General features: G+C 63.5%; 11 protein-coding genes. 10 read left to right on the top strand and 1 reads right to left on the bottom strand.

Translation table 11 applies throughout. The features are described from left to right. Window positions 1-52: 52 nt before the first annotated feature. A complete protein-coding gene (locus OEG81_RS12740; RefSeq protein ID WP_264129628.1) occupies window positions 53-2,320 on the bottom strand; it encodes an FUSC family protein in 2,268 nt (755 codons plus the stop codon). Between the two features lie 131 nt (window positions 2,321-2,451). Between OEG81_RS12740 and OEG81_RS12735 the strand changes: the two genes are divergently transcribed. The 10 genes from OEG81_RS12735 (at window position 2,452) to OEG81_RS12690 (ending at window position 12,195) form a co-directional block, all read left to right on the top strand. Then, complete coding sequence (locus OEG81_RS12735; protein ID WP_264129627.1) at window positions 2,452-3,219, top strand: SDR family NAD(P)-dependent oxidoreductase; 768 nt, start codon at window positions 2,452-2,454, stop codon at window positions 3,217-3,219. A 14-nt stretch (window positions 3,220-3,233) separates the two neighbouring features. After that, complete coding sequence (locus OEG81_RS12730) at window positions 3,234-4,430, top strand: acyl-CoA dehydrogenase family protein (RefSeq protein ID WP_264129626.1); 1,197 nt, start codon at window positions 3,234-3,236, stop codon at window positions 4,428-4,430. A gap of 7 nt (window positions 4,431-4,437) precedes the next feature. After that, on the top strand, window positions 4,438-5,499 hold the full coding sequence (locus tag OEG81_RS12725; RefSeq protein WP_264129625.1) for a phosphotransferase family protein: 1,062 nt from the start codon (window positions 4,438-4,440) through the stop codon (window positions 5,497-5,499). Next, a complete protein-coding gene (locus OEG81_RS12720; protein WP_264129624.1) occupies window positions 5,496-5,861 on the top strand; it encodes a DUF6285 domain-containing protein in 366 nt (121 codons plus the stop codon). The genes OEG81_RS12725 and OEG81_RS12720 overlap by 4 nt, the downstream gene beginning before the upstream one ends. 8 nt (window positions 5,862-5,869) lie before the next feature. Then, window positions 5,870-7,531, top strand: coding sequence for an AMP-binding protein (locus tag OEG81_RS12715; RefSeq protein ID WP_264129623.1), 1,662 nt, complete (start codon window positions 5,870-5,872; stop codon window positions 7,529-7,531). A gap of 85 nt (window positions 7,532-7,616) precedes the next feature. Further along, window positions 7,617-8,837 (top strand): ABC transporter substrate-binding protein, encoded by a 1,221-nt coding sequence (locus OEG81_RS12710; protein ID WP_264129622.1) that lies wholly within the window; start codon window positions 7,617-7,619, stop codon window positions 8,835-8,837. Between the two features lie 79 nt (window positions 8,838-8,916). Further along, window positions 8,917-9,789 carry a branched-chain amino acid ABC transporter permease gene (locus tag OEG81_RS12705; protein ID WP_264129620.1) on the top strand — a complete coding sequence of 291 codons (873 nt, stop codon included), beginning with the start codon at window positions 8,917-8,919 and terminating at the stop codon, window positions 9,787-9,789. Beyond that, window positions 9,786-10,730 carry a branched-chain amino acid ABC transporter permease gene (locus OEG81_RS12700; protein WP_264129619.1) on the top strand — a complete coding sequence of 315 codons (945 nt, stop codon included), beginning with the start codon at window positions 9,786-9,788 and terminating at the stop codon, window positions 10,728-10,730. Before OEG81_RS12705 ends, OEG81_RS12700 begins: the two co-directional genes overlap by 4 nt. After that, window positions 10,727-11,497 carry an ABC transporter ATP-binding protein gene (locus OEG81_RS12695; RefSeq protein ID WP_264129618.1) on the top strand — a complete coding sequence of 257 codons (771 nt, stop codon included), beginning with the start codon at window positions 10,727-10,729 and terminating at the stop codon, window positions 11,495-11,497. Before OEG81_RS12700 ends, OEG81_RS12695 begins: the two co-directional genes overlap by 4 nt. After that, window positions 11,494-12,195: an ABC transporter ATP-binding protein gene (locus OEG81_RS12690; protein WP_264129617.1), complete on the top strand. Its 702-nt coding sequence runs from the start codon at window positions 11,494-11,496 to the stop codon at window positions 12,193-12,195. Before OEG81_RS12695 ends, OEG81_RS12690 begins: the two co-directional genes overlap by 4 nt. The last annotated feature ends 54 nt before the right edge of the window (window positions 12,196-12,249 follow it).

Genomic DNA, 12,249 nt, shown 5'->3' with positions numbered 1-12,249 from the left:
CGCAGGCCCGGCTTGTCGTCAGTTGCGAAGCAGGCGATAGGAAGGGCGGCCCCTATGAACCGCTGCCGGCGGTTTCAAGGCCGCGCATCTCCTGCCGTATCAATTGCGCAGCCTTGACCATCTGCCGCAATGGATAGGCCAGGGCCGCCAGTTCGCCTTCGGTTTCTATCGAGGCGGGCGGGTCGGCATCCTTGTCGTCGAGATACAGCTCGACCGCTTCCAGCGATTTTCGTATGCCCTCGGGTACGTGATCGAGCCCGGCCAGAATAGGTATGGCCGAGGTGATTTGCGACGCCAGGACGTGGTTCTGGATAAGCAGGTTGTTCAGTTCCGGAACGTTGTTCTGGCGCTTGATCGGCTCGTCCATCATCCGGTAGAAGGCCGCCGCGAAATTGCCGAAGGCGATATGCATGTTCTTGCGCGCCACGCGCCAGCGGACTTCCGCTTCGTGCTGCTGGGTATCCAGCCCTTCGATGGCTGCCGGTTCGACAGTGGCGCCGTCTCCCTGCGTTTCCCTTTGCGGCTGGCTGTTCCGCGCCGCATGCGCCGCTGCCTGAGCGCGTGTCAGCTCGGCGTAGCGCAGCCCGGTCTTCAGGAATGCCTGGTTCGATTTCCTGGCGGCCCTGGCCAGCGAAGCCATGAAGCCGTGTTCCCACCAAGGCAGGATGTAGCTGCACAGGAGCGCCAGCCCGCATCCTATGAAGGTGTCGACCAGCCTTTCCCCTATGACGGCATTGGTGGTGGGCGACAGGAAGTGGAAGACCAGCAGCACGAACAAGGTGTTGAAGATGGCCGCTGCCATGAAATTCACCTGTATCAGGCTGTAGCCCAGCACGCAGGTCACGACCAGGACGGCAAGATAGACATCGGGGCTATGCGTGACGTTGAACAGCACCAGGGCCAGGGCGCAGCCTATCAGGGTTCCCACCAGTCGCCAGCCGTTGCGCTGGCGCGTCAGGGCGAAGCCGGGCTTCATGACCACCAGCACCGTCAGGACGATCCAATAGCTGTGGGCGCTGAGCCCGGATCCCATGCTTCCAAGGATGGGGGTGTGCGACAGCGCCGCTGAAAGCGTCATGGCCAGCAAGGCGGCGATCGCCACGCGGGAGGCATAGCGGAAATGCGAGGAATCCATGCGCAGGTTGCTGGTCAGCATGCCCAGGCGCCAGGTCTTGCGCGACAGGAATCGGTCCAGCGACTTGTCCAGGCGCATATCCACCAGTTCGGTATTGCCGCTGCCGCTCAGATGCCCGGCCATGCGGTCGACCAGGCGCGTCGCATTGCGCAAGCGGCGCAGCACCTGCACCAACAGGGCATAGACCTCGGGGTCGCCGTCGGCCAGTCCGCCTTCGCGGTATTTTTCCAGTTCGTATTCGATGGCGCGCAGCTCGGCCTTCACGCTGTTGCGCTCCTTCACATGCCGGTTGCGCGCGACATTGAACGCGATGGCCGATACGTTGATGGACAGCTTGCGCAGCGCATCCCGGCTGAAGATCAGCACGTCGCTGTTGGGCAGGGTGCGGCGCAGCGTGGCATAGTCGGTATGCGTGGCGACCAGGCTGTCCAGCAGCGCGACCATGTCGATGAAGATGTTCAGCGATGCCGTGCGCAGGCGATCGGCCCGGCCTCTGCCCTTGGGCAGCTCGCGCAGCACCGTGTCGCGCGCCGCTTGATGCTTGTCGGTCATGGCCGACTGGGCATGGATCAAAAGACGATAGCTTTCGTCCAGGTCGGAATTCACATCGTAGAAGCGGGACCTGGCGGCCATGTAATCGGCGGTCGCGAACAGGGCGACGGACAGGGCCTGCAATTCCTCTCGATGCCAAAGCAGCCGGTGGGCCGCGAAGCTGAACACAAAATAGAAGACGCCGCCCAGGAAGGAATAAACCGTGTGCTGGAGCACTTCATGCGGATCCAGCGGCACGCGCATGGTCAGTGTCATGATCAGCAGGCAGGCAAAGCCCAGCAGTCCGCCTTGCTTGCCGAACACCGTGAACATTGAAAACAGAAAGCACAGGCAGGGCACCACCAGCCAGATGAGCAGGCTGTGCGAGGACGCGAGTCCGGTCACGGCGGCAGTCGCCGACCCCAGCAGGATGGCGGCCAGCATGCCATTGGTGCCGTAGCGCCGCGGTCCGCCTGGCTGGTCGATGATGGCCACGCAGGCGGCGCCGATGGCGGCGATCATGCCCACGCTGTACATCTGGAACACGCCCATCAGGATCAGGGCGGGAAGCAGCACGCCTATGGCCTGCCGCAGGCCGCCGAAAAAATAGTGGCTGTAAAGAAAGCGCTGAAGCTGGGGTATGCGTGCGATCATGCAAACACCGGATGACAGGGGGCAGGAAAGTATAGAGGCAAAACTCCCCGTCTTCCATGAGTTGCATCCCGATTCGTTGACATTATCGAACGGTCGTTCTATTCTTTGGCCAAAGAAGAGGGGAGGCTGAAATGGATGTCGGATTCCGCTTGGATGGCAAGGTCGCGCTGGTAACCGGGGCGGCCGGGGCGCTGGGCTCGCACTTCGCGGGCACCCTGGGCCACGCCGGCGCAACCGTCGTCCTGGCCGGCCGCCGTCTCCAGCCCCTGAAGGAGCTGGCGGCCCGGCTGCACAGCAACCACATTACCGCGCATCCGGTGCACATGGATGTCGGCGACCCCGCCAGTGTGGAGCAAGCCTTTGACGAGGCCTGGTCGCTTTGCGGCGGTGTCGATGTCCTGGTTTGCAACGCCGGCGTGGCGGTCAACAAAAAGGCGCTCGACATCCCGTTCGACGAATGGTCGCAGGTGGTCGACACCAATCTGAAAGGCAGCTGGCTGGTGTGCCGGCAGGCCGCCCGCCGTCTGGCGGACGCCGGCAGGCCCGGTTCCATCATCACGGTCACATCCATACTGGGGCATCGTGTGGCCGCCGCCGTCTTGCCTTATGCCGCGTCGAAGGCGGGGCTGGAGCACATGACCCGAGCCATGGCGCTCGAATGGGCCCGCCATGGCATCCGGGTCAACGCGCTGGCTCCGGGATACATAGAAACCAGTCTGAACAGCGATTTTTTCGCATCGGAAGCGGGGCAGGCCCTGATACGGCGCATTCCCCAGCGTCGACTGGGCAGGCCGCAAGACCTGGATGGCGCCTTGCTGCTGCTTGCATCCGATGCCTCCCTTTACATGACCGGCAGTTCCATCGTGGTGGACGGCGGTCATTTGCAGTCTTCTCTTTAAATAAGGCCAGCCACATGGACTTTACCTTGTCGCCCCGGGGCGAAGACTACCGCAGCCGCATCAAGGCTTTTGTCGAGCGCGAGCTTCTTCCTCTCGAGGATCATGCCGACTCCTACGACGAGCACGAAAACATCGATGCCTCCTTGCTCGAGCGCATGCGCGACAAAGCCCGCAAGCAAGGCTTGTGGTGCCTGCAAATGCCCGTGGAAAGGGGCGGGCAGGGCTTGGGCATGGCCGAAATGGCAGCCTGCTACGAAGAAATGAACCGGTCCATATTCGGGCCGGTGGTGTTCAATTCGGCGGCGCCCGACGACGGCAACATGATGGTGCTGAACAAGGTCGCCACAGAAGCCCAGAAAAAACGCTGGCTGCAGCCCATCGTCGATGGCCGGGTGCAATCGTCCTTCGTCATGACCGAACCCGCGCCGGGTTCGGGGTCCGATCCGGCCATGATGCAGACCACCGCGGAGCGCAAGGGCGATCGCTGGGTCGTCAACGGCGTCAAGCATTTCATCACCGGCGCGGCCGCCGCCACCCATTTCATACTCATTGCGCGCACCTCCGATGACGCGCGCAAGGGCTTGTCGGCCTTCCTGTTCCATAAAGACGATCCGGGCTGGGAAATCGTCCGGCGCATACCCATCATGGGCCCCGAAGAACATGGCGGGCATTGCGAACTGCGTTTCGACGGGCTGGCCATACCCGATGAAAACCGCCTGATGGAGGTCGGCGACGGCCTGAAGCTCACGCAGATCCGCCTCGGGCCGGCGCGCCTGACTCATTGCATGCGCTGGCTGGGCCTGTCCAAGCGTTCGCTCGAGATCGCCGCCGAGTATGTCGGCCACCGGGAAGCCTTCGGTTCACGCCTCGCCGACCGCGAGGGCGTGCAATGGATGCTGGGCGAGGCCGCCATGGCGATCCAGACGGGCCGATTGCTGACCATGCATGCGGCCTGGAAGCTCGATCAGGGCGACTTCGCCCGCAAGGAAGTCTCCATGGCCAAGGTGGCGGTGGCCAATGTCTTGCAACAGTCCGTCGATACCGCCATCCAGCTGTGCGGCGCCCGGGGTTATTCGAAAGATACGCGGCTCGAATGGATATACCGCTATGCACGCCAGGCGCGGCTGGTGGATGGGGCGTCCGAGGTGCATAAAATGGTCTTGTCCCGGCAGATGATGAATGAGGGCGACTCGTTCTGGAAATGGGGCTAGGCTCGGCATGCGACCCGGCTTCGACCACGCCAAGGGAGGGCAGATGAGCCCGGACGACATACAGCGCGCATTGACGCTTTATGTCCGGCAGCGGACAGGCGCGCGGCACGTCGAGCCGCTGGCCTTCTCGCGCCTGGCGGGCGGCGCCATACAAAGCAACTACGCCCTCTCTGTGGAATGCGCCGGCGGCAGCCGGCCGGGCAGGCTGGACCTGGTCGTGCGCAGCGATTCGCCGTCCAAGGTCGATGCCAGCCTTGCCCGCGAGCAGGAATTCCAGGTCTTGCGGGCGGCTCATCAGGCCGGGGTGACGGTGCCCGAGCCGCTATGGCTGTGCACCGATACATCAGTCATCGGCCATGTGTTCTGCGTCATGGCCCGCGTGCCGGGCCTGGCGCAGGGACGACAACTGGTGCGCGAGCCGCGGGACGAGCGGGAGGCCGCAAATATCGTCGGGCAATTGGGCCGCGAATTGGCCCGCCTGCATGCGCTGCGCCCGCCCGACGCAAGACTGGACTTTCTTCCCGTGCCGCAGGCTTCCCCGGCGTTGTGGCGCATACATGCCTACCGCCAGGCGCTGGACCGCATACCGGAGCCGCACCCGGTGCTGGAATGGTCCCTGAACTGGCTGGAGGACAATGCGCCGCAAAGCGCGGGCATCGTCCTGTGCCATGGCGATTTCCGCAGCGGCAATTACATGGTCGATCAGGGGAAGGTCACCGGCATTCTCGACTGGGAGTTCGCCGCCTGGAGCGATCCCTACGAAGACCTGGGGTGGCTGTGCGCCAAAAGCTGGCGCTTCGGGGTCAACGACAAGGAGGTCGGCGGAATCGGGCACAAGGCGGATCTGTTCGCCGCCTATGGACAGGCGGCCGGCCATCCGGTCGATGGCGATACTGTGCTCTATTGGGAAGCCATGGGCATGACGCGCTGGGCCATCATCGCCTTGCAGCAGGCCCGGCGCCATATTTCCGGCGGCGAGGCTTCGCTGGAGCTGGCGCTGACCGGGCGGCTGCTGCCCGAAATCGAGTTCGACCTGCTCGACCATATCCACCGGCGGGAGACTGCATGAATAACCGGCCTTACGGAAACGAACTGCTGGACGTGGCCCGGCGCACACTGCTCGACGAGCTGTTGCCTTTGCTGCCCGGCGAAAAAGCCTACGAGGCGCTCATGGTCGCCAATGCGATGGCGATCGCCTCGCGTGAACTGGCGCCGCATGCGGCCGATGACCGGGCCGCCCGTCGCGAGATCCAGCGCTTCCTTGCCGACATCGGCCAGGGCGATGCGGTCGAGCCCACCGAGCATGCCCTGGCCGCGCAGATACGCAAGCGCGCCGTCCGCGGGGCGGACTCCGCCCGCCTGCATCAACTGCTGCTGACGCTGACGCGCGCCAAGCTGTTGCTGTCCAATCCCAGGCATCCGGATCGATAGGGGGCGCGATGGACGATAAATACCGCCAGGGGCTGGACAAGAACCCCGCCAATTATTCAAGCCTTACGCCCGTCAGCTTCCTGCAGAGGTCGGCGCACGTCTTCCCCGAAAAGGCCGCCATCGTCGATGACGACATGACGCTGACGTACAGCCAGTTTTATCGGCGATGCCGCGCCATGGCCTCGTCCCTGGACAGCATGGGCATCAAGGCCCGCGACACCGTGTCGGTGCTGTGCTTCAATACACACGAGCTGCTCGAGTGCCATTACTCCGTCCCGATGCTCGGCGCGGTGCTGAACGCCCTGAATACCCGCTTGGACCCGGCCACCTTGCGCTTCATCCTCGAGCATGGCGAATCGCGCCTGCTGTTCTACGACACCGAATTCGAACCGCTGCTCAAGCAGGCCGTACAGGGCATGGCGTCGCCGCCCGCATGCGTCGCCATTGTTCGCCAGGCGGGCGCCTCGCAAGGCTTTTCCAGCTTGGATTACGAAAGCCTGGTCGCAGCGGGCGATGCCGATTTCCAATGGCAAAAGGTCGGCGACGAATGGGATGCCATCGCGCTGAATTACACCTCGGGCACGACCGGCAATCCCAAGGGTGTCGTGTACCACCACCGGGGCGCCTATCTGGCCGCGCTGAGCAATGCCATGGCTTTCAACATGACGGCCGATACCGTCTATTTATGGACGCTGCCCATGTTCCACTGCAACGGCTGGTCCTATACCTGGGCCATCACGGCGGTGGGCGGCACGCATGTCTGCCTGCGCAAGGTTCAGTCGGATCATGTCCTGGAACGCATCGAACGCTGCAAGGTCACGCACATGTGCGGCGCGCCCATCGTGCTCAATATGCTGCTCAACGACTTCCACAACAGCGGCCAGGCCCTGTCCAGCCCGGTGCAGTTCGCGCTGGGCGGCGCGGCTCCGCCCAGTCCGGTCATACGCCGCGCTCAGGAAATCGGTTTCGGCATCACCCATCTGTATGGCCTTACCGAGTCCTACGGACCGTCCACCCTGTGCGTCTGGCAGAACGAATGGGCGTCGCTGTCCACCGACGATCTGGCGCGGAAGATGGCCAGGCAGGGCGTGGGCCTGTTCGCCATCGACGACCTGGCCGTCGCCCGCCTGGACGACGGCGCCATGGCTCCGTGCGACGGGCAGACCCTGGGCGAACTGGTCATGCGCGGCAATACGCTCATGAAGGGCTATCTGAAGAACGAAGCGGCGACCCGGGAGGCGTTCCGGGGCGGCTGGTTCCGCAGCGGCGACCTGGCCGTCATGCATTCCGACGGCTATGCCGAAATAAAAGACCGGGCCAAGGACATCATCATTTCGGGCGGGGAAAACATCTCCAGCCAGGAAGTCGAAGAAGTCCTGTACCGCCATCCCCGGGTGCTCGAGGCGGCGGTGGTGGCCATGCCGGACGACAAGTGGGGCGAAACGCCCTGCGCCTTCGTCGCCCTGAAGGACGCCGCGCAGGCAGCGGACGAGCAGGAGATCATCGCGTTTTGCAAAGCCAATATGGCTTCCTACAAAGCGCCCCGTAAAGTCGTCTTTGGCGAGCTACCCAAGACTTCCACAGGGAAGATCCGCAAAAACCTTCTGCGCGAGCAGCTGGCGCAGGAGGGCGGGTCCGGTTCGCGGGAAGACAGTACGCAAGGGAGGTAAAGGCTATCGATTATGCAGGCTTGGCAACAGATGTGAAACGAAGGATCAACATGTAGCACACCATAACTATCCAGGAGACATTCGCATGTTCAAGTTTCTATCTCAACGACCCCTTTTGGCGCTGGCTCTGGCCGGCGCGTTCGCGGCGGCGCCGGCCCAGGCGGCCGAAGAGCCCATCAAGATAGGCGCCATCTACATCATGTCGGGCAGCGCCGCCACCTACGGGAAATTCGCCGAGCAGGGCATCAAGCTGGCCATGGATGAAATCAACGCATCCGGCGGCGTGCTGGGGCGCAAGCTGACGCTGCAGCTGGAAGACGGCCAGGGCAAGGCCGCCGTGGCCATCCAGGCGGCGCGCAAGCTGGTCTACCAGGACAAGGCCGACATCCTGATGGGACTGGACAGCTCCGGCGTCGCGCAGGGCCTGGTGCCCGTGCTGCCCGAACTGGGCAAGCCCTTCATCATCACCCATGCGGCGACCCCCGACGTGACGGGCAAGCTGTGTAATGCCTACACCTACCGCATCAGCGTGAACGTCCATCAGAACATGTCCGGGGCGGCGGCCATTGCGGCAAAGACCGGCGCCAAGAAGTGGACCACCATAGGCCCCGATTACGCCTTCGGCCATCAGTCCTGGGAATTCTTCAGCAAGTATCTGAAAGAGCAGATGCCCGATGCCCAGCTCATGAGCGAAACGGCGTTTCCCCGATTCGGCGCCGAGGACTTCACCCCCTTCATCAATGGGGTCATGGAGAACAAGCCCGATGGCGTGCTGATTTCCCTGTGGGGCGGGGACCTGGTCAACTTCGTCCGCCAGGCCAATAACCGCGGCTTCTTCAAGCAGGGCTTCCAGGTGCTGATGACCGTGGGCGCGGCGACCGAAGTGATGTCGGCGCTGGGCGAGCAGATGCCCGAGGGCGTATGGCTGGGCACGCGCTACTGGTATGGCGCCCACGACAACGAGCTCAACAAGAAATTCGTCGCCGCCTATCAAAAGAACTACGGCACGCCGCCCAGCTACAACGCCGAAGGGGCCTATGTGGCCGTGCATGCCTACAAGGCGGCCATCGAGAAGGCCGGCAAGGTCGACGGCAAGGCGGTGGCCCAGGCGCTGTCAGGCCTGAGCATACCCGCTCCGACCGGCACCCTGACGCTGCGCAAGGGCGACAACCAGGCGCTCATCGGGCCGACCTGGGGGCGTACGGGCGCCATGAACACACAGGACAAGATCCGTTCATTGACCGAAGTGCAGTTCTTCGACGGCGAAAAAATCACGCCGCCCGTCGATCCCGCCTGCAAGCTCTGATCCATACGATAGTTCGCGGGAAGGCAGCGCCGTCCCCGGCCGGCAGGCACAGGGGCGGCGCAATCACTGAGGGGGCGTCATGAGCAGTATCGGTTTGGCTTTGCTCAACAGTCTGGATATCGGCTTGTTGTTGTTCGTTATCGCCATCGGACTGAACATCATTTTCGGCGTTTTGAACGTCATCAATTTCGCCCATGGGGCGCTGTACATGCTGGGGGCCTATCTGGCCTACTCGTGCATCATCCTGTGGGGCCTGCCATTCTGGCTGACCTTGCTGGTGGCGCCGCTGGGCGTGGCCGCACTGGCGGTGCTCATCGACAGGCTGATGCTGCGCTTCATCTACCAGCGCGAGATCTCCGACAGCCTGCTGCTGACCTTCGCGTTGTTGCTGATCCTCAACGAATCCGTGCGGCTGGTATGGGGCACGGGCATACACGTCGTCGATCCGCCGTCCCTGCTGCAAGGCACGGTGGCCTTGCCGGGCGGGGTCACCTATCCCGTCTACAGCCTGTTCGTGGTGGGGGTGGGCCTGGTCTTCGTATGCGGCCTGTGGTTTCTGTTCAATCGCACGCGGGCGGGCAAGATCATGCGCGCGGCCGCGCTGGACCGCGAAATGGCGCAGGCGCTGTGCATCAACACCAAGCTGGTCATTACCGCCGTGTTCGCTTTCGGCGCCTGGCTGGCCGCGGTGGGGGGCGTGGTCGCCGCGCCCATGCGCGCCATCGACCCGGGGATGGGCGACAAGATCATCATCGAAAGCTTCATCGTCGTCGTCATTGGCGGGCTGGGCAGCTTCCCGGGCGCCTTGCTGGGCGCCATCGTGCTGGGCCTCATCCATGGGCTGGGCGGCCGCTTCCTGCCTGAAATCAATCTCATCCTGCCTTTCGTGGGCATGGCCGTCGTCCTGCTGCTCAAGCCCCACGGCCTGATGGGGAAGGGGGCTACCCTATGAAAAACACACTGACCCCGTTGGCGCTTGTCGTCTTGCTCGTTCTGCTTGCGGCCTTGCCCTGGATAGCGCCTTATTTCTATATCTTCATCGCCACCGAGATCCTGATTCTCGGGTTGTTCGCGGCGAGCTTCAACCTTATCTTCGGCTACACCGGCATGCTCAGCTTCGGCCATGCCGCTTTCTTCGGCATCGGCGCCTACGCCACGGCGCTGCTGCTGCAGGGCATGCAATGGCCCCTGCTGGCCTGCCTGCTGGTGGCCGTCGCGGCGGGCGCGGTCCTGGCGCTGGTCATCGGATTCTTCAGCGTGCGCCTGAACGAAGTGTATTTCTCCATGCTCACGCTGGCCTTCGGCATGATGGTCTTCGCCGTGGTGCATCAGTGGCGTTCCGTCACCAATGGCAGCGACGGCATCGCGGGCTTCAGCGTCACTTCGTTCGGATTGGGCCTGGATCTGACCCTGGGCAATCCCAGCGTCTATTACCACGTGGTTCTGGCGCTGGTCGTGCTGGCCACGGCGCTTCTGTACCTGATCTGCCGTTCGTCCTTCGGCCTGATCCTGCGCGCCATACGCCAGAACCCCGAACGTGTCGCGTTCTGCGGGCTTAACGTACGCAGCTACAGACTGGCGGCCTTCACGCTGGCGGGGGCCTTCGCCGGCCTGGCGGGCGGGCTGATGGCGCCGTTCCTGCGCATCGCCAGCCCCGAGCTCGTGCATTGGTCCATGTCCGCCGAACCGGTGCTCATGTCCATACTGGGCGGAACAGGCTATTTTCTTGGCCCGTTCTTCGGGGCCGGCATGTTCGTCTTGCTGGAAACCTGGATCACCAGCATGACGCAGGCATGGATGCTGGTCCTGGGCATCATCCTGGCGCTCATGGTGATGTTCTTCCGGCGCGGGCTGCTGGGTACCTTTCTTGACTGGTGGCTGGAGCGAAAATGACACAACCCATCTTGCAGATCAGCAATCTGACCAAGCGCTTCGGCGGCGTCGCCGCGGTGTCCGATGTATCGCTTCAGGTCTTTCCCCGCGAAACGCTGGCCATCATCGGCCCGAACGGCGCGGGCAAGACCACCTTCTACAACATGTTGTCCGGGCGCATGCATCCCACCTCGGGCACCATCGTGTTCCAGGGCACCGACATCACCGGCCTGCCGGCGCACCGCATCAGCCGCATGGGCGTATCCCGGTCGTTCCAGATCAACAACATCTTCAATGAAATGAGCGTGCGCGAGAATGTGGAGGTCGCCCTGACGGCCTACCACGGCGACAGCCGGCGATGGATGAACATCGCCTCGCGCAACAAACCCATTCAGCAAGAGGCGGACGCCCTGCTGGAGCGCCTGTCCCTGACGGAGATCGCCGCCAAGCGGGCGGGCTTCATCAGCTACGGCGACAAGCGACTGGTCGAAATCGCGGTGGTCCTGGCGACCCGGCCGCAGTTGGTGTTGCTGGACGAACCCACGGCCGGCATGACCCCCGATGAAACCCACCGCGTAACGTCCCTGGTCAAGTCCCTGGCCGCGACGGGCGACTACACCTTCCTGATCACCGAGCACGACATGAGCGTGGTGTTCGACGTGGCGGACCGGATACTGGTCATGCACCGCGGCCAGAACCTGGTCCTGGGCTCGCCGCAGGAAGTCAAGGCGCACCCGGAGGTCAGGCGGGCCTACCTTGGCGACGCCGAAGAGGAGCTGGCATCATGATTCTGGAAGTCGACAACATCCATACCTATTACGGCGAAAGCCACGCCTTGCAAGGCATATCGCTGGCGCTGGACGAAGGCGAAACCGTCTGCCTGCTTGGACGCAACGGCGCCGGCAAAAGCACGACGCTGCGCAGCATCATCGGCTTGTCGGCGCCGCGCTCGGGCCGCGTGTCCTTCCAGGGCCGCGACATCACTGGCCAGCCGGCCTACCGCATCGCCCGCATGGGCGTGGGCCTGGTGCCCGAGGACAGGCGCATCTTCCCGGGCTTGAGCGTGCGCGAGAACCTTGAGATCGCGCAGTACCGGCGACCGGGCGCCCCGCGCCGCTGGACCGTGGAGCGCATCTTCGACGAATACCCCATGCTGGGCGAACTGGCGGGGCAGGACGGCGCAACCCTCTCGGGCGGACAGCAGCAGATGCTGGCGGTGGCCCGCTCGCTCATGAGCGAGCCCAGCCTGCTTTTGCTGGACGAGCCCAACGAAGGGCTGGCTCCCGTCATCGTCAAGCAGATCGGCGCGCTGATCGACGAACTGGCCAAGACGACCACCATCCTGTTCACCGATCAGAGCGTGCACTTTGCGCTGAAGCACGCCAGGCGCGCCTACATCCTTGAAAAGGGCATGATCGTTCACCAGGCCACCAGCGAGGATCTGATCGGCGATATGGAAACACAGCATCGCTATTTGTCGGTATGAGGGGCCTGCCGGAAATACCGTAAACTTGCGCGGCGAAACAACAGCGGGAGCCTG

It is taken from the genome of Pollutimonas sp. M17 (assembly GCF_025836975.1).
In the GTDB taxonomy this organism is placed as follows: domain Bacteria; phylum Pseudomonadota; class Gammaproteobacteria; order Burkholderiales; family Burkholderiaceae_B.
Note: the sequence above shows the minus strand (reverse complement) of the source record. Positions and strands in the feature narration are given on the sequence as shown.